Annotated in this window: 15 protein-coding genes; 3 read left to right on the top strand and 12 right to left on the bottom strand. The window is 39.4% G+C overall.

Annotated features, from left to right (window positions below; translation table 11 throughout):
- Positions 1-24: 24 nt before the first annotated feature.
- Complete coding sequence (locus ACFO5T_RS06750; protein WP_380033082.1) at positions 25-1,197, bottom strand: 2-isopropylmalate synthase; 1,173 nt, start codon at positions 1,195-1,197, stop codon at positions 25-27.
- A gap of 118 nt (positions 1,198-1,315) precedes the next feature.
- On the opposite strand from ACFO5T_RS06750, the gene ACFO5T_RS06745 reads away from it, so the two are divergent.
- Positions 1,316-2,878, top strand: a complete 1,563-nt coding sequence (locus ACFO5T_RS06745) for a hypothetical protein (protein ID WP_380033080.1) — start codon at positions 1,316-1,318, stop codon at positions 2,876-2,878.
- Positions 2,879-2,924: 46 nt separating this feature from the next.
- Positions 2,925-3,785, top strand: coding sequence for a DMT family transporter (locus ACFO5T_RS06740; protein ID WP_038599407.1), 861 nt, complete (start codon positions 2,925-2,927; stop codon positions 3,783-3,785).
- Between the two features lie 7 nt (positions 3,786-3,792).
- Here ACFO5T_RS06740 and ACFO5T_RS06735 read toward each other — a convergent pair whose 3' ends face one another.
- Positions 3,793-4,482, bottom strand: a complete 690-nt coding sequence (locus ACFO5T_RS06735; RefSeq protein ID WP_380033078.1) for an RluA family pseudouridine synthase — start codon at positions 4,480-4,482, stop codon at positions 3,793-3,795.
- Between the two features lie 34 nt (positions 4,483-4,516).
- Complete coding sequence (gene panB, locus ACFO5T_RS06730) at positions 4,517-5,335, bottom strand: 3-methyl-2-oxobutanoate hydroxymethyltransferase (protein WP_035327403.1); 819 nt, start codon at positions 5,333-5,335, stop codon at positions 4,517-4,519.
- Positions 5,336-5,395: 60 nt separating this feature from the next.
- Here panB and ACFO5T_RS06725 point away from each other — a divergent pair, with 60 nt between their 5' ends.
- Entirely contained in the window at positions 5,396-5,905 is a 510-nt protein-coding gene (locus ACFO5T_RS06725) for a nuclear transport factor 2 family protein (protein ID WP_380033076.1), read from the top strand.
- Between the two features lie 13 nt (positions 5,906-5,918).
- On the opposite strand, the gene ACFO5T_RS06720 is transcribed toward ACFO5T_RS06725, so the two are convergent.
- From ACFO5T_RS06720 to gldJ, 9 genes are all read right to left on the bottom strand, one after another.
- Entirely contained in the window at positions 5,919-6,668 is a 750-nt protein-coding gene (locus ACFO5T_RS06720; RefSeq protein ID WP_380033074.1) for a hypothetical protein, read from the bottom strand.
- A 79-nt stretch (positions 6,669-6,747) separates the two neighbouring features.
- Positions 6,748-8,184 carry an L-serine ammonia-lyase gene (locus ACFO5T_RS06715; RefSeq protein WP_380033072.1) on the bottom strand — a complete coding sequence of 479 codons (1,437 nt, stop codon included), beginning with the start codon at positions 8,182-8,184 and terminating at the stop codon, positions 6,748-6,750.
- Positions 8,181-8,690 (bottom strand): GNAT family N-acetyltransferase, encoded by a 510-nt coding sequence (locus ACFO5T_RS06710; RefSeq protein WP_380033070.1) that lies wholly within the window; start codon positions 8,688-8,690, stop codon positions 8,181-8,183. Before ACFO5T_RS06710 ends, ACFO5T_RS06715 begins: the two co-directional genes overlap by 4 nt.
- 6 nt (positions 8,691-8,696) lie before the next feature.
- Positions 8,697-9,221 (bottom strand): CPBP family glutamic-type intramembrane protease, encoded by a 525-nt coding sequence (locus ACFO5T_RS06705; protein ID WP_380033068.1) that lies wholly within the window; start codon positions 9,219-9,221, stop codon positions 8,697-8,699.
- Between the two features lie 187 nt (positions 9,222-9,408).
- Positions 9,409-10,431, bottom strand: coding sequence for a UDP-glucose 4-epimerase GalE (galE, locus tag ACFO5T_RS06700; RefSeq protein WP_380033066.1), 1,023 nt, complete (start codon positions 10,429-10,431; stop codon positions 9,409-9,411).
- Positions 10,432-10,481: 50 nt separating this feature from the next.
- Complete coding sequence (locus tag ACFO5T_RS06695; protein ID WP_380033064.1) at positions 10,482-12,125, bottom strand: solute:sodium symporter family transporter; 1,644 nt, start codon at positions 12,123-12,125, stop codon at positions 10,482-10,484.
- Positions 12,126-12,305: 180 nt separating this feature from the next.
- Positions 12,306-15,485 (bottom strand): glycerol kinase GlpK, encoded by a 3,180-nt coding sequence (gene glpK, locus ACFO5T_RS06690; protein ID WP_380033062.1) that lies wholly within the window; start codon positions 15,483-15,485, stop codon positions 12,306-12,308.
- A 90-nt stretch (positions 15,486-15,575) separates the two neighbouring features.
- A complete protein-coding gene (locus tag ACFO5T_RS06685; RefSeq protein ID WP_380033060.1) occupies positions 15,576-16,850 on the bottom strand; it encodes a UDP-N-acetylmuramoyl-tripeptide--D-alanyl-D-alanine ligase in 1,275 nt (424 codons plus the stop codon).
- A 70-nt stretch (positions 16,851-16,920) separates the two neighbouring features.
- Positions 16,921-18,582, bottom strand: coding sequence for a gliding motility lipoprotein GldJ (gldJ, locus tag ACFO5T_RS06680; RefSeq protein ID WP_380033058.1), 1,662 nt, complete (start codon positions 18,580-18,582; stop codon positions 16,921-16,923).
- Positions 18,583-18,790 lie beyond the last annotated feature (208 nt).

Raw genomic sequence — 18,790 nt, 5'->3', positions numbered from 1 at the left:
TGTGTAATTATGATTTTTTATAAGTTATGCTACGGCTCCAGCTTTGCACTGTATGTTTTGCATAATCATATGTATGTCGTTGTCTTTTACTTCCTTTTGTCTATCTGCCACATTAAGAAACTGCTCATAAGCAGCATCTAGTTGCACTTTTGTTAGTTCGTATCCTACTTTTTTTGATCTGTAGGCAAGTGCTGCTCTACCGCTTCTAGCGGTAAGCACGATAGATGTCTCGTTTACTCCTACATCTTTAGGGTTCATAATCTCGTAGGTTTCTCTATTTTTTATCATACCATCCTGGTGGATTCCTGAGCTGTGTGCAAAGGCATTTGCACCTACAATGGCCTTGTTAGGTTGTACAACCATTCCCATCTTGTCACTTACCATACGGCTCGTGTCAAAAAGGAGTTGGGTATTTATATCTGTATGAAGGTTAAGTGTGGGGTGTTGCTTAAGAATCATTACTACCTCCTCTAGAGAGGTGTTACCTGCACGCTCACCTATACCGTTTATGGTACATTCTATCTGTCTTGCTCCATTTATCACACCTGCAATACTGTTTGCAGTGGCTAGGCCAAGATCATTGTGACAGTGGCAAGAGAGGGTTACGTTTTCTATACCCTTCACGTTTTCACGCAAGTATTTAATTTTTGCTCCATATTCTTCAGGTAAACAATATCCTGTAGTATCTGGAATATTAAGAACGGTCGCTCCGGCTGCGATGACTCGCTCAAGCACCTTTGCAAGAAATGCATTATCTGTACGTCCCGCATCTTCTGCATAGAACTCTACATCATCAACAAAATTTTTCGCGTAAGCGGTCGCTTTTACAGCGCGCTCTATAATCTGCTCTGGTGTTGCATTAAATTTATACTTCATATGCGACTCACTAGTACCTATACCCGTGTGTATTCTAGGTCTAACGGCATATTTTAAAGCTTGTGCGGCAACCTCAATATCCTTCTCTACTGCGCGAGTGAGACCGCATACGGTTGCGTTTTTTACAAGTTTTGAAATCTCCTCTACAGAGCTAAAATCTCCAGGAGAGGAAATAGGAAAACCAGCTTCTATAACATCTACGCCTAAAACATCGAGACGCTCTGCTATAGAGAGCTTTTCTTTTTTGTCTAGTTTACAACCAGGTACCTGCTCTCCATCACGAAGAGTCGTGTCAAAAATCTGAACTTTGTCGTTTTGCATAGCTTTCATTTCTACACGAATTTATACCTTGCTTATTCTTTGAGAATCTTTCAATTGAGAGCTCTTACGATATCAAGGTTAATTTTAGTCTATTTAAATAGTTGTATTTCAATTAGTTATGAGAAAAATCATTACAACGCTTAATGATCATAATGACTCTTTATTTATTTTAATAAAGTCATTATCTAAGAGTGAAAAGCGACAGTTCAAGCTGTACGTAGGCCGACTAGTGGGAAATAGCGAGGCAAAATTTTTACAACTTTTTGAATTTTTAGACAAAGAGAAAACATACAATGAGGCTGCTATTTTAAAGTCTGGAATTGTTACCAAAACACAACTATCTAACCTCAAAGCGCATCTTTATAGGCAACTTTTAATAAGCCTGCGACTTACTCCTGCACATCAAAACATACGTGTGCAAATACGAGAGCAGCTAGATTTTGCAACCATACTATATCAAAAAGGGTTGTATAAGCAAAGCCTTAAAATTCTAGATAAAGCCAAAACTATGGCGCTAGAGAATGAGGAGAAAAATGTTGCATATGAGATTGTAGAGCTAGAAAAAATTATAGAAACTCAGTACATCACTAGAAGTATAGCAACTCGAGCAGATGAGCTTGCTGTGCAGGCCAAAAGCTTGAGTGAGCAGAACGTTATGGCGAGTAAGCTATCTAACTTGTCGCTACAACTTTATAGCATTATGCTCAAAACGGGCTATGTAAAAAGTGATAAGGAAAAGCAAGAGCTCACAGATTACTTTGATGGGCACTTGCCTAATTATGATTACGACTTGCTCAATTTTAGAGAAAAGATGTGGTTATATAAAGCGCATCTCTGGTACAGTTTTCTTATTCAAGATTTTCTTTCTTGTTACAAGTATGCAGATCGTTATGTGCGCTTATTTGATGAGAACCCTTTAATGATAAAACAGAACCCTGTTTTTTATCTCAAAGGCATACATTATTTACTAGAGTCATTATTTTACCTTAAACACGAGTCAAAATTTAGAGAAGCGCTAGAGAAACTCACCACCGTAAAGGAAAACCCTAATTTTCCTAAAGGTGATAATCTAAATACACTCCTGTTTTTATATACGAGTAGCAACCGCTTTAATCATCGCTTTATGATAGGCGAGTTTAAAGATGGTGAAGATCTCGTTAAGGAGGTGCTCACTGGATTAAAATCACCCAAATACCGTATAGATGAGCATCACGTGATGATCTTTTATTACAAGATGGCGAGTCTATATTTTGGAGCGGGTGATAACATAAAATGTATTGAGTACTGCCAGAAAATCATAAATAACCACAGCCTTAAGAGCCGTGAGGACTTGATGTGCTTCTCACGTATTCTTAATCTCATCGCTCATTATGAGGCTGGTAAAGATTATCACCTTGAGTCACTATTAAGAAGCACCTATAAGTTTCTTATTAAGATGGATGATATGCACGAGGTACAAAAGGAGATGATTAAATTTGTGCGCAATCTGGGAGATATCTATCCTCACGAACTTAAAGCCGAGTTTAAAAAACTTCACAGTACGCTCAAACAATATGAAGACGATCCGTATGAGCGCAGAGCCTTCTTATATCTAGATGTGTTGTCTTGGCTAGAAAGTAAGATAGAAAACAGACCGGTTGCAGATGTGATTAAAGCAAAAGCGCAAAAATTAATAAGGTAATCTTCTACTTTATCTTTTTACAACATACATACCCTAACACTGTTTAATGTCAAATAACACTACCCGCCATATATTAGAAATTAACTTAGCAATGCTTTTTGTAAGCACCTCGGGAGTACTAGGTAGATACATTGATTTGCCTCCAGCCGTAACCATCGGTATACGCTCATTTCTTGCAATGTTACTACTGGGGCTATTTGTAAAATGGAAAGGTTTTTCTTTTACGCTTGCGCGAAAAGACATACTCGCAATTGCGCTATCTGGAGTTTTTATGGGGCTACACTGGATTACCTATTTTTACTCATTACAATTGTCTAACGTGGCGATAGGGATGCTGTCATTATTTACATATCCTGTGATGACAAGCTTACTCGAGCCTGTGTTTTTAAAAACACAATTTTCAAAAATGCACTTGCTACTAGGGGTACTTGTCTTGATAGGCATTTACTTTCTTGCGCCTTCTTTTGATACAGAAAACGACTACTTCCTTGCGATATTAATAGGTTTACTGTCGGCATTATGTTTTGCAATACGTAACCTCTTGGTAAAAACAAAAATAGGTTCTTACAACGGGTCTGTAGTGATGTGGTATCAAACGCTGGTGATAGCAATAATGCTTATACCGGCATATTTCATTTTTGATGCCGAAGGATTTGTAAAAGAGCTTCCTTATATAGGGATGCTTGCGCTTATAACTACTGCTTTAGGACACACGATGTTTCTCTTTAGTATTAAAAGGTTTTCTGTGACGGCTGCTAGTTTAATGGGAAGCGTACAACCTATTTACGGAATCATCCTTGGTATTATTTTTCTTAACGAAATACCCGGGTGGCGTACCGTTTTAGGAGGTTCTCTTATTTTATTTAGTGTAGTGGTAGAGAGTTTAAGAGCGTCGCGAAATAAGTAAGAAACCCCTAGTTACAGGCCTTCCACACAGCATCTCCTTCGGGCACTTGAGCTACAAAGGTCATTTCTTCTTTCTTTACGGGGTGGGTGAGGGTAAGCTTTCGCGAAAGCAAACTTATACTTCCATCTGGATTACTGCGGTCAAAACTATATTTAAGATCTCCCTTTATAGGGCAACCTATAGCCGTAAGCTGGGCGCGTATCTGGTGATGTCTCCCAGTGTGTAGGTCTATCTCAAGAAGATAAAATGTCTTAAGCTTTTTAATTACTCTGTAATCTAGAATAGCCTTTTTACTGTCTGGCACCTCGTGTTTGTGAGCGTAGCTTTTGTTTTGTTTTGGGTTGCGTTTTAAAAAGTGTGTAAGCGTGCCACTCTCTGCCGGAGGCGGGTTTTTTACAAGTGCCCAGTATGTTTTTTTAGTCTGTCGCTCAGAAAACATCTTGTTAAGACGTGGTAACGCCTTGCTGGTACGGGCAAAAATAACAATGCCAGAAGTAGGTCTGTCTAGCCTGTGTACCACACCTAGATAAACCGCTCCTGGCTTATTATACTTTACTGCAATGTATTTTTTTACAACTTCGCTCAGTGGCAAGTCTCCCGTTTTATCTCCCTGTACAATATCACCACTACGTTTGTTAACCACGATAATGTGGTTATCTTCATATATAACGTTGAGGTTTTCTGGCGTGGAGTGCATTGTGGGTGGTTACCGCTTTCGCGAAAGCGTACTATTAATACTGCTCATCTTCATTAGGGAAGTCCTGTGATTTTACATCTGCACTGTACTTCTCAAAAGCAGAGGTCATCTCAGTATGCATATCTAGATAACGACGTAAAAATCGCGGGTTGAACTCGTGAGTCATACCCAGCATATCGTGTGTTACAAGTACTTGTCCATCTACTCCAGCACCAGCACCAATCCCTATAACGGGTATGGTTAAACTCTCAGCTACTTCTTGAGCAAGCTTAGCAGGTACTTTTTCTAGTACGAGAGCAAAACAACCTGCTTTTTGAAGCATAAGGGCATCTTCTTTGAGTTTTTGAGCTTCTTCTTCTTCCTTAGCTCGTACTGTATATGTACCAAATTTATAGATACTTTGAGGAGTAAGTCCTAGGTGACCCATTACTGGGATACCTGCGTTAAGGATACGCTTTATGCTTTCTTTTACTTCTTTACCACCTTCAAGTTTTATAGAGTGACCTCCAGATTCTTTCATAATACGTATGGCAGATCTTAGCGCTTCTTTAGGATCACTTTGGTAACTACCAAAAGGTAGATCAACTACTACTAACGCTCTGTTTGCCGCTCTTACAACAGAAGAGGCGTGGTAAATCATCTGGTCTAGAGTGATAGGTAATGTAGTCTCGTGGCCAGCCATTACGTTTGATGCGCTGTCACCTACAAGAATCACATCTATACCCGCACCGTCTACAATTTGAGCCATTGTATAATCATAGGCTGTGAGCATTGATATTTTCTCTCCTCGAGATTTCATCTCAGTAAGAGACTTTACGGTTACTCTTTTATATTCTTTCTTGGCTGTAGACATTTGTTTATTTTTTCTGTTACAAAAGTAGTAAATTAGATACCTATGTGTTAAACATTATAGATGCGACTCAAATATCTTTTTATTCCTATGATTGCGGTGTTCTTATTATTTGCCTTTGTTAAGGCAGATAAAGATTACTACAGGACTGCAAATCAAGATGTTTATAGCGAACAGGTAGTTAAGGAGGTGGTGCAAACTTTTTTTAAGGGATTTCACACTCAAGACTCTATTTTAATTAAAAAGGTCGTTCATCCAGATGTGATGATGCAATCTATAGGCAAGGGAGAACTAGGCGAGGTACAACTGAGTAAGCAAGATTTCAGCGGATTTTTAAAGTCTATTTGTAGTATACCTGAGACTACCACGTTTGAAGAGCGTATAGATAGCTATGAGATAAAAATGGATGGCAAGATGGCAAATGTCTGGACACCATATTCTTTTTACATAAATGGTAGTCTAAGTCATTGCGGGACGAATAGTTTCCAACTTTTTAAGCGCAACGGTGTCTGGAAGATATTTTACATAGTAGATACACGTGATCGCGAGGGTTGTGGCGAGAAGCGAGGATAGCTGCAGTAGCTCTCTAATCTAGCTTGTATATTAATCTAAAGTCCATATTAAATTCAACACCGGTAGAGAAACCCTCGATACGCTTTGGGTCTGTATCGCCGAAGAAAAAGTTATCTTCAAAATCAAATCTATTAAAGGTTGGATTTTGAATATCACTATATCTATTATCTTTAAAACGTATACCAAGTCCAAAGTTAACACGTAGCATAAGTTTATTTGATAATCTAGTGTACTCTCCAAAATTTACTAAAAATCCATTTTTCACACGTTGATAATCTGCACGCTCGTAGGATACTTGTGTAACAGTTCCATTTAAATCATTTACGGGCTCAAAAGTGTCAAAAAGTAGTGTTTCTTTACTGTTTATGTAAAACAACTCTAGCCCTATATAATTTGTATACTTTTCACCTTTGCCTATAAAGTAAAGTACCTCTGGACGTATTTCAAACAATCTATAGTTCTCAGACTCTTCACTAGTAAATGGTAGTCCTTGAAAACCTACCCCCACACTACCGCCTACAGACCAGTGAGTGTTAAGCGATGTCGTGTACCCTACATTTATTCTAGGAAAAGGTGTGATAGGACTTACTAAACTAAGACTCACATATGATTTTACAGGTATTCTTGAGATGCTATCTCTGCGCTCTATTTTTTTAATACGCTTCTCTACACGTATTGCTTTTCTTTCTTCTCTGGTAGTTTGTGATAGTGCAAAGTGAGTTGTAAATAAAAAAAGAATAAGTAGGCTTCTAGTAATTCTCATTTGTGGTAGGATTTAGTGAGGATTCTTTACCAAGATACATTCTCTATCAGAAGGTTGCGTGATAGATAGCTTTATATTTTTAACAATCTGACATTGCAACATTTATCGCAAGGCCACCTTCTGAGGTTTCTTTGTATTTTGTGTTCATATCTTGTGCTGTTTGCCACATAGTCTCTATGACTTTATCTAGTGGGACTTTAGCATTTGCAGCATCTGCATCTAGCGCCATCTCACAGGCATTAATTGCTTTTATAGCTCCCATTGCATTGCGTTCTATACAAGGTATCTGTACAAGACCGCCTATAGGGTCACAAGTAAGACCTAAGTGATGTTCCATTGCAATCTCTGCTGCCATAAGAACTTGCTCTGGAGTACCGCCCATAAGCTCTGTAAGACCCGCTGCTGCCATAGCGCTAGAGACTCCTATTTCTGCTTGACATCCACCCATTGCGGCAGAGATGGTTGCTCCTTTTTTAAAGAGACTGCCTACCTCTCCAGCTACGAGTAAGAACCTTTTAATATCTTCAAAGTTTGCATCGTGATTTTCTATAACGATGTAGTACATAAGCACAGAAGGGATTACGCCTGCGCTTCCGTTAGTAGGAGCGGTCACGACGCGGCCTAGAGATGCATTTACCTCATTTACTGCCAGGGCAAAGCAGGATACCCATTTTAATATTTCGCGAAAGCGTACTTCTTGCCCACGTATAGCTTCTATCCACTGGTATTTATCTGTGTATGCTGTGTTTTTTTGTAAGCGTAAGTGTGTGTCAAAAGCGCGTCTTCTCACATTGAGACCACCTGGGAGCGTTCCCTCGGTGTGACAACCTGTATACATAGAGTCAAGCATTACATCCCAAATCTGTCTAAAACGCTCATCAATCTCCTCTTGAGTATTGAGGTACAATTCATTTTCTAAAATAATTTCAGAAATGGACTTGCCTTCTTGCTTACAGAATTTAAGTAATTCGGTTGCTTTTTCTATAGGCCTAGGGAAACATTCAAAGGCTATCTTCTTGCGCTGTGCTCTCTTTCTTTCTTTTTGAATTACAAAACCACCGCCTATGGAGTAGTACACCTCTCTTACTTTCTTGCCATTAGTAAGTGTTGCTGTAAAGCGTATTCCGTTAGGGTGAAAAGGGAGAAATTTTCTATTAAAAATTATATCCTCTTCTGGGTCAAAACTAAAGGTGAGTGACCCATCCAGCTCTAACCTTCTAAAGAGTTTTATGTGTTCTACCGTAGTCGGGATGTCTTCTATACTGCAGGTTGTAGGGTCTGCGCCCGTAAGTCCCATAATAACGGCAACATCAGTAGCGTGCCCTTTACCGGTGAGAGATAATGAGCCGTATAGGTCTACTTTTAAATGCTCTATAAGATCAAAGTTACCTTTGATCTTAAGTTTTTCAATAAATCTAATGGCCGCTCTCCACGGTCCTAGCGTATGAGAACTAGAAGGTCCCACACCTATTTTAAGCATATCAAAAACAGAAATAGCCTCTATTTGCTTGTTCATAGATCAAGTCGCATTATATAATCGGTTTGAATCTCTGCAATCATATCATAATCGTGAGTGCCTACTATCTTAAAACCGTGTCTTTTATAAAATTTTATGGCTTCTGGATTTTCTTCCCAAACGCCCAGCCAAATGTAGTTTTTTTCTAACTCCTTTGCTTTAGAAATCGAAAATTCTATAAGCTCGCTTCCATAGCCCTTTCCTAAGTAGGGGATATCTATGTAGATACGTTCTACTTCTAATCCATTTTCTTCTTGAAATTCTGTTTGGGCGTTGCCTGTATTGAGTTTTAAATAGCCTAGAATTTCCTCCTGGTCTTTGTAAAAATACCAGTATGAATCTGGGTTAGATAATTGTTTTTTGAGGTGCGCTTTCGCGAAAGCGTCTTCATAATACCTCTCAATCACACCAGGCGCATTTTTTGAAGCAAAAGCTGCCGAGTATGTGCGCATAGCAAGATCACGTAGGGTATAAAGATCGTTTAATGTGATAGGAGTGAGGCGCATACTGACCTAGCTTGTTGTGGTACGAGAAATAATTAAAATAATGATTACAAAACCGTTATTCATCGCGTGGAGTGCCATAGGCCAAACGATGTTTTCATTTTTGATTTTAAGTAATCCCATCATAAACCCTGAAATTATTCTAGGTATAATAAGCGCAATGAGCGCTGCATTAAGCACAAAGGTGTCTACATAATTATTAATATGTACCATACCAAAAAGTAGCGAACTCACAACAAGAACAACCGTAGAATGTCGTGATAAGAAGCTGCGTATTTTGAGGGTACTTTGCTCAGGTATAAGCTGTTTAAGAATCGTAAATACGGTAAATAAGAATACGGCTATAAACCCAAGTTTTACAGCCCAGTGCACATCTGAAGGGATAAATTTATTTGAGTAAAAAAGTGGCCAAGAGCATAAAAGCAATATCACATCTGCGTGAGAAGGTTTTATAAGCGTGCGGAACATCATCTCCTCAATAATGGGAGCAAATATTACTGCGAGTACAAATAACTTAAGCGGGTTGTCTTGCAAGAGTTCCCTTAAGAAACTTTGCTCATATTGCTCTTCAAATAGATCTGGAAACTGAGTTTTTACAATGCCAAATGCTATAAAAAATAAAATGTATAACGCCCAGAGATAGAGGTAATACCTTACGAGATTTGAGGTCTTATTGATAAGCTAGTTTTTGAGTAAAGTGACTTTTATTGAGAGAATAAAGTTACTCAATACTTCGCACTTTTTGCTCCCATTTCCAAGCGCTTGCTAGCATATCATCTAGACTATTTTTTGCAGTCCAGCCTAGCTCTTGATTTGCCAGTGTGGTATCTGCATAAGCGGCAACTACGTCACCCGGTCTTCTATCTACAATTTTGTAATTTAATTTTTTACCAGAAACATTTTCAAAAGAAGTGATAACATCCATCACAGAGCTACCGGTACCAGTACCTATATTAAAGACCTCATAGTTAGATTTGTTCTTGTTATTAAGTAAACGCTCCAGAGCTACGACGTGCGCTTTTGCTAGATCTACTACGTGTATATAATCGCGTATGGCTGTGCCGTCTGGAGTAGGGTAGTCGTTACCGTAAACAGATAGCTCTTCTCTAAGTCCTATAGCCGTCTGAGTGATATAGGGAACAAGATTTGCTGGTACTCCCAGCGGTAATTCACCTATATGTGCAGAAGGATGCGCTCCTATGGGATTAAAGTATCTTAATGCTATCGCCTTTAGTTCTGGCATTATTGAGCAGGTATCTCTTATAATCTCTTCACCTATCTGCTTTGTATTTCCATATGGAGAGGCTGCTGGTTTAACGGGTGCGCTTTCGGTTATAGGTAACTCGTCTGCCTGCCCATAAACGGTACACGAAGAACTAAAAATAAATGTAGGAAGCTCAAATTTTTTAAGCTGTTGTAGTATGTATGTAAGTGTCCCTATATTATTTTCATAATACAGAAGCGGGTTTTTTACACTCTCACCCACCGCCTTTGAAGCGGCAAAATGTATTACTCCACCTATGTCTGTGTGTTTATTGAAAAAATCTTCAACAAGCTTTTTCTCACGTAGGTCAAAAATTTCTAAAGCAGGCTCTATACCCGTGATAGCAGTTATACCGGCAAGCACCTCTTGAGAAGCATTAGAACAGTCGTCTATAATAATAACATCGTAGCCTTTAGCTTGTAGCTCTACAACGGTATGAGAACCTATAAATCCTAATCCGCCGGTGACTAATATTTTCATAGTGGTGCGTGTTCTTTTTTTGCTTTCGCGAAAGCGTACTCAACCCTTTTTTAAAAAATGAAATACGTGCTTAATACAAGTAACACGATACAAAGGCCTACAATCCAAGCATATTTCCAAGGTGTAGTGTCTATGGCTTCTGTTTGTTTTGGGACGTAGATATCTTGTTTTGGCTTTATCATACCTACAACTACCATTATAAGAATATTTACTACCAATAGGATACCCATGACGTGTAAAAAGTGAGGAAAAGCCTCTGCTTCTATAATTGCCAGTTCTCCAGCGTCTGTAATTCCATTTGCAGCAGCTTCGGTAAGAGCATTTTCTTGAAAGATAGGGCGGAGGTACATACTTATTAAGTACATAATCACTCCGGCAATCATCACGATTTTTGCTCCTATTGCTGGCACTCGTTTACTCACAATACCTACTAATACTACCGAAAGTATAGGTACACTTAAACTACCTAGTGCTTGCTGTATATAATCAAATAATCCATCTGGCGCGTTTGCAATAAATGGAGCTATAATCATAGCTACAATCGCAAGGCCAAGTCCAAATATTTTACCTGCTTTTACCGCTTTATGCTCTGATGCGTCGCGGTTAAAAAACTTCTTGTATAAGTCAAAACCAAACAGTGTAGCACTACTATTTAATAAGCTATTAAATGAGCTTAATACCGCTCCAAAAAGTACGGCTGCAAAAAAGCCTACTAGGGCAGGAGGTAATACTTCTTTTACAAGTACAGGGTACGCCTTATCTGCAGATTCTAAGTTTTCACCAAAAAGGTGCCACGCAATGATACCTGGCAGTACTACTATTACAGGTATTAAGAACTTTACAAATGCTGCGAGCATCATCCCTTTTTGCCCTTCTTTAAGGCTCTTTGCGCCAAAAACACGTTGCAAAATCGCTTGGTTAGTACCCCAGTAATAAATCTGAGCAATCATCATCCCAGTAAAAATAGTTCCAAAAGGTATAGAAGAGGTTACATCACCTGTGACATCAAATTTATCTTGATTTTCTGTCCATAGCTCGTTGAGTCCATCACCTACATTACCGTCTCCTATAAGTTTAAGTCCAAAATATGGGATTAACAACCCACCTATTAAGAGGCCTATTGCATTTACAAGGTCAGATACGGCTACAGCTTTAAGCCCTCCAAATATGGCATAAACAATACCTATAAGCCCTATCGTCCATACGCATACCATTATGGTAGCAGCGTCAGACAGGCCTAGTAATTCTGGTAAGTCAAACATTGTACTAAATGCGATAGATCCAGAGTAGAGTATAGTAGGAAGGAGAACTACCCCAAAGGCTAGTAAGAATAAGATTGAGAGTATGGCTTTTGTGTTTTCGTCAAAGCGTTCTTCTATAAACTCTGGTATGGTCGTGATACCTTTGTGCATATATTTTGGTAAAAAATAAACAGCCGTCACAACCATCGCAATGGCTGCTAGCGTCTCCCACGCCATTACTAAGATACCCTCAGAAAATGCTTGACCATTGAGACCTACTATTTGCTCTGCAGAGAGGTTTGTAAGTAGTAAAGACCCTGCTATGGTAAGTGCTCCTAGGCTTCTTCCTCCCAAGTAGTATCCGTCTGCACTTTTTTCGTCTGTGCCGCGGGTTTTCCACCAGGCGTATCCTGCTACTAGTAATGTAAATCCAAGAAATGAAATGAGTCCCATATGGTTAAGTATTTATTAGTCTAGGGTCTAAAATATGACTTTTTAATAGAATATTAGCACTTCTATTGCGAACCTTGTTACTATAACGTTTGCGTGTTTTTATTACGCTTTCGCGAAAGCGGTCTCCCCATCATTGTATAATTCTCATTACTAATGGTTTTAACTATGGGGTGTAGTTTTTTAGGCAAACTCGCTTTCATAATAAGCACTTGCATCTTGTAGTAAGAGATCGAGGTACTGGTTTTCTTTTGCCACACGAGCTTCGTCCCACCCTAAGTATTGTATCATATCTTCTTGCACAAGATCACGATAAAGATGCACAGAATGGATGTCAAAATATAGTCTGCCCGTACGCCTCACAAAAAAGTCCGAAAGGCTGTTAGTCATCTCGTGGTGTACACTGTACCATACCTCTGCTCTTAAAAGTCGCTCTTCTGGATTATCATTTAAGAAGTAACTCATCTTTGAGATTATGGTATCACTTTGTTTGCCATAAGTGGTGGCGAGGTACCAACTCTGGTAGGAGTCTATGATACCCGCTGTCTCAAGTTGTTTTGCAATAGTGACTTGGTAAGCGTCTACCTCTTCGGTATTTGATAATGGAGTAGCGGTGAGGGGTATCTTATCTGTATACGAGGTGACGAGGTGACTTTTTTTCTTTTCTGGGATATCTTTAAGTACTCTATCTATTACTCGTTGAGCCATCTTGCGGTATCCAGTAAGCTTACCACCAGCAATAGATATAAGACCCGTCTCTGAGACAAAAATCTCATCCTTTCTACTTAACTCAGATGGGTCTTTGCCATCTTCGTGTATAAGAGGGCGTAAGCCTGCCCAGTTTGACTCAATATCATCTATTTTGAGTTGCAGGTCTGGAAACATATTATTTGTAGCGTCTAGTAAATATGTAGCGTCTGCCTGTGTAGCAACCACTCTGTTGAGATTGCCACTGTAATTTGTGTCTGTAGTACCTACATAGGTTGACCTTCCACGCGGAATGGCAAAAATCATACGTCCATCTGGCACGTCAAAATAGATAGATTGTGTAAGCGGGAAACGCTTCCTAGAGAAAACGATATGCACTCCCTTTGTGAGGTGCAGGTGCTTACTGTTCATAGAGTGATCCTTCTTTCTTAATAGATCTACCCAGGGACCCGCCGCAGAGACATAGTTTTGTGCTTTAAGTTTAAATGACTTATCGTTATTGTGGTCATAGCAGTGTAGGCTTTTTATTTTACCTTTTGCGTCATACTTGAAAGAGGTCATCTCACAATAATTAATTATGGTGGCGCCAAAGCTTGCAGCTTTCTTGAGAAGTTCTACCGTAAGGCGCGCATCATCTGTGCGATACTCTGCATAGTAACCACCACCTATGAGATCTTTAGTGTTAAGTAAGGGTTCTCGTGATGCAGTCTCTTCTGCGCTTAACATTTTACGTTTATCATCTCCCTCTACATTTGCAAGAAAATCATATACTTTAAGGCCTATTGCTGTCATCATCTTACCGTAAGTTCCTCCTTCTATGAGTGGTAATAACATCTTTTCTGGAACTACGAGGTGAGGAGCAAGTGTGTGCACAATAGCGCGCTCACTACCTGATTCTTTTACCAGACCTATTTCCATTTGTTTTAGGTAGCGCAAACCTCCGTGTATGAGCTTTGTAGATTTATTACTTGTTCCTGATGCAAAATCATTTTTTTCTATAAGGCATACTTTCATCCCTCGCGAGGATGCGTCTAGCGCAATACCAGCCCCAGTAACGCCACCACCTATGACGATGAGGTCAAATTTTTCTCGCTGCGCTCGTTGTAATTGTCTTTGCCTATCAAGTACAGAAAACCTAAGTGGTGTGTCTTCTTGCGTAGCTAGCATTTGGTTTGTAGTGCTCTTTGTTCTTGCGACAGCATTTTTCCAACCTGTATATTTTTTTGATCGCTCATATTGAGTGATTTTAGGTTCAAAGATGGTGTCTACTTGGCGTATCTTGGCAATGTCTTTTTTGTTCCAAATACCAGACTGTACACCTGCAAGAAAGGCTGCGCCTAGTGCTGTTACTTCAAGCATTTTTGGGCGGTCTACTTGTACGTTAAGTAAGTCAGACTGAAACTGCATTAGGTAATTATTTGCCGTAGCTCCCCCATCTACTCTAAGGGTTTTCATTTGCTTGCCAGAGTCTTCTATCATTGCGTCGAGTACATCTCTGGTTTGGTATGCAATGGCATCTACAGTAGCCTTTATTATATCATTTTTTGTGGAGTCTAATGTGAGACCATAAATGGCTCCCTTTGCATCCATATCCCAGTGCGGAGCGCCTAGCCCTGCAAATGCGGGTACGACATAGAGATCATTTGTAGCTGGGGTGTTTACACAGATGTTTTCTGTGTCTTGAGCGTGGTCTATAACATCTAGTTTGTCACGTAGCCATTGTACAGAGGCACCGCCTGCAAAGATGGATCCCTCTAATGCATATTTTACTTTGCCATCTGGTAAGCTTGCACAGAGGGTAGTGAGTAATCCATTTTTAGATTTAAATGGTTTCTTTCCCGTATTCATAAGTACAAAACAACCGGTGCCGTAGGTGTTTTTTGCTACACCAGATTTGTACCCTCCTTGACCAAAAAGTGAGGCCTGCTGGTCTCCAGCAACACCACTTATAGGAATGCTGATGCCATTTGTTGTAATCTCGCCAAAATGTGATGCAGAGTTCTGTACCTGTGGTAACATTGAGATAGGTATGGTAAGTGCATCTAGTAGTTTTTTATCCCACTCTAGATTTATGATATTGTACATCATCGTGCGGCTCGCGTTAGAGTGATCTGTAGCGTGTATTTTGCCGTTTGTAAACTTCCAAATAAGCCAAGTGTCAATCGTTCCAAAAAGGAGGTCCCCTTGCGCTGCTTTATCAGATGCGTCTGGTACGTTGTCTAAAATCCATTTTACCTTTGTGCCAGAAAAGTAAGAGTCTATGATGAGCCCAGTATTCTTACGCACATACTCGTCTAGGTTTTTTGATTTGAGTTGCTCACATATAGTTTTTGTACGTTTGTCTAGCCACACGATCGCATTATAAACAGGTTCTCCAGTATTTTTATCCCAGACTACGGTGGTCTCTCGTTGGTTTGTAATACCTATCGCAGCAATTTCTTCCGCACTAATATCAGAAGTTGATATGACTTCTTTAAACACAGCTTTTTGGGCTTCATAAATTTCGAGAGGGTCGTGTTCAACCCAGCCGTGTTGTGGGTAGTGTTGTTTGAGTTCTCTTTGAGCAATATTTTTTATAGTACCCTTATTGTCAAAAATGATAGCTCGTGTGCTGGTGGTACCTTGGTCAAAGGCAACAATATATTTTTTATCCATACTTTAAAAACCTTACGTGTACGTGGCTTTTAAAGTTAAGGTATTAACGGCAGTTCTTAAAACATCACCGCCTTATGTATGAAGCAAGAGTTAAGAGGCGAGAATATCTAAAATACGCTCCATTTTCATACCTCGTGATCCTTTTATAAGTACTGTTGTGTCTACTGGTATTTGTTTTGAGTACGCTTTCGCGAAAGCGTCATAACTCCCATAAACTTTTTGCTCAGGGTGAGGAGAAGAAGTTCCAAAATCTGGACCTATCGCATATACTTGTGAGATGTTAAGATTATGAGCAAGGTCTAAAATGGCTTGATGTTCTGCTTTTGAGGTTTCACCCACTTCAAACATATCTCCTATAAATGCAATTGCATTTGTACCTGTGGCTTGCAGGTTTTTTAATGCAGCAGCCATACTTGTCGGGTTTGCATTGTAAGCGTCTAGTATAATCTTGTAAGTGTCTTTGTCAATAATTTGTGATCTATTATTTGACGGTACATATTTTTCTATACCATTTTTGATATGGGTAAGTGGCACGTCAAAGTGATTACCCATAGCCATAGCTACAGCAATATTTGAAAAGTTATATGTGCCTATGAGATTACTTGTAATCGTGGTTCCACCCACAGTAATCTTTAAATTGCCTGAGCCATCTTCTAGATATACTGGGTACCCGCTTTTTGATGAGCCAAAGGTTTTTGAAACAATATTTGCAGACTGTCGTACTTGAATCTCATCTTGATCATTTATAAAGACGAGTTCATCGTTTTCTCGGAGGTAATTATAAAGTTCACTTTTACCTTTTATAACACCTTCAAAACCTCCAAAGCCTTCTAGATGAGCTTTGCCAAAGTTTGTGATATACCCAAAATTAGGTTGTGCAATCTCACACAGCATTTTTATCTCCCCTTGATGATTTGCGCCCATCTCTACAATACCTATTTCTGTGCTAGCATCCATAGTGAGTAGGGTGAGTGGTACCCCTATGTGATTGTTGAGATTGCCTTTTGTGGCAATAACGTTGTACTGCTCAGACAGCACGGCATAAATAAGTTCTTTTGTGGTGGTTTTTCCGTTACTACCTGTGATACCTATGATGGGTAAGTCTAGGTAGTTGCGGTGATAATTTGCAAGTTGTTGTAAAGTACTTAAAACATCATCTACAAGTACAGACCTATCTGTAACATATTCTTTTTCATCTACAATTGCTAGAGACGCTCCAGATTTGAGGGCTTGCTGGGCAAATTTATTTCCATTAAAATTTTCGCCTTTGAGCGCAAAATAAATTTGATTTTCTTCAAGGCTTCTTGTATCTGTACAAACACCATTGCTATCTAAAAAATGAAAATGCAACTCTGCTATAGTCATATCTTGTAAACTGTTGTATTAAAAAAGCCCTCACGAGAGAGGGCTTTTTGATATATGTTAATTAAGAGGGTTATCTAGCTCTCTTTCCGGTTTTTGATTTTGATCCTACACGAGACATCGCACAACGGAAACCAATATCATCTGTTGCCATACCTTGTGGTAAGAAACGGCGCTGTGCTGGGTCAAGCCAGTAAGCTCTGTCTCTCCAAGAACCTCCTTTGTAAACACGCACTTCGTCATTTATTAAAGACGTTCTATTGTTAGAGTCATCATAACGGCGCTCTATTGTTCCGGCACTATCTTGCTCAACTCTATGTTGTGGCGAGTTGTACATTTTTTTGCCAGATTCTGGATTTTCTGCATCGTCATTAAACGACTCAAAGTATCTTGTAGATCTTCTGTCACCATCTCTAAAGTTACGGTTGTCACTTGTAGAAAACTGGGTTCTTAGGTAAGTCTCATCTTCATCTACCGGTACCTGTAGTATTTCTCCAGGTAAATCTCTTGCGATAATACTTCCGTTTGCAAGTGTGTCATATACGATAGAGTCTGTAGTAACTACTTTTACCTTTCCATCTTCTCCTATTGCATTCTTTGTGTAAACGTTACCACGGTAGTAGTTAAAGTCATTAAACTCATCATCTACTATAGGTCTATAAACATCTGCTACCCACTCAGACACGTTACCAGCCATATCGTAAAGGCCAAAGTCATTAGGCTCATAGCTCTTTACTTCTGCGGTAATATCTGCATTATCATCAGACCATCCAGAGATTCCTCCGTAATCACCATCTGCTTGTTTAAAGTTTGCTAAGTGATCTCCACGAGTACGTCTACTAGAAGATCTTGTGTATGATCCATCCCAAGGATATTTTTTACGACCACGATAAACATTGTAGCTTCTTAACTCTGTAAGACCTAGAGCTGCATACTCCCACTCTGCTTCTGTAGGTAGTCTATAGTTTGGTAAAAGAACTCCGTCAGAACGTTGTACAAAAATGTTCGTACTATCATTTTGCTTCATTCTACGCGCACTAGATTTTCCCCCACGAGCAAGACTATCACTTCCTCCATAGGTTAGTGTAGGTGCGTTTAAATATGTTTCTGTATCAAAAGTAGAGCTTGCGTCTACATCAAATCTAGCACCTCTAGCCGTAAACCCTTGCTCTTCTAGAATTAACTCGTTTACACGATTAGATCTCCAGTTTGCATACTCTACAGCCTGTATCCAGCTCACACCCACCACAGGGTAGTTTGCATATGCAGGGTGACGTAGGTAATTTTCTGTCATAGTCTCGTTAAAACCAAGACGGTTTCTCCATACTAATGTATCAGGAAGTGCTCCCTTGTAAATGTTTCTGTAATTTTCTTCTTCTGGTGGAAAAACCTTTTTAAGATAATCTAAGTACTCAAGATACATACCGTTAGTAACTTCAGTCTCATCTATGTAAAAAGATTGAACGTGCTGCTGGTTTGGAGAGTTATTCCAGTCGTGCATTACGTCATCTTGTACCTTACCCATTGTAAAAGTACCTCCCTCTACAAATACGAGTCCTGGTCCCGTAGCTTGCTCTTCGTAATCTGTTTTAAGTTTAAAACCTCCGTTTTTACCGTCTACTTTCCAGCCAGTTCCTCTAGAGGAATCTTTGTAGTCGTTTGATTTACTGCAACTTGCTACTGAAAGAGATATCACAGCAAGCGCCAGCATTTTTAATGCTAAGTGTGGTTTCATAGGTATTAGGTTCATTAGATTTGGGGTTGCAATATAGTAATAACTCGTTAAAGTGCAAGCATTTTACGACGTCGAACCCAAAAAAATATTAACTAGTTATAGGTGACCCATTAGTAACGGCGTGATTTATTCTTTATTATTGTCTGTACAAAAAAAATACTGCTATTGCCTCAGCTTTAATACTAAGCCCTGCGCCACTGCGTTACCA

Source organism: Dokdonia genika (genome assembly GCF_042652845.1).
GTDB lineage: Bacteria > Bacteroidota > Bacteroidia > Flavobacteriales > Flavobacteriaceae > Dokdonia > Dokdonia donghaensis.
Note: the sequence above shows the minus strand (reverse complement) of the source record. Positions and strands in the feature narration are given on the sequence as shown.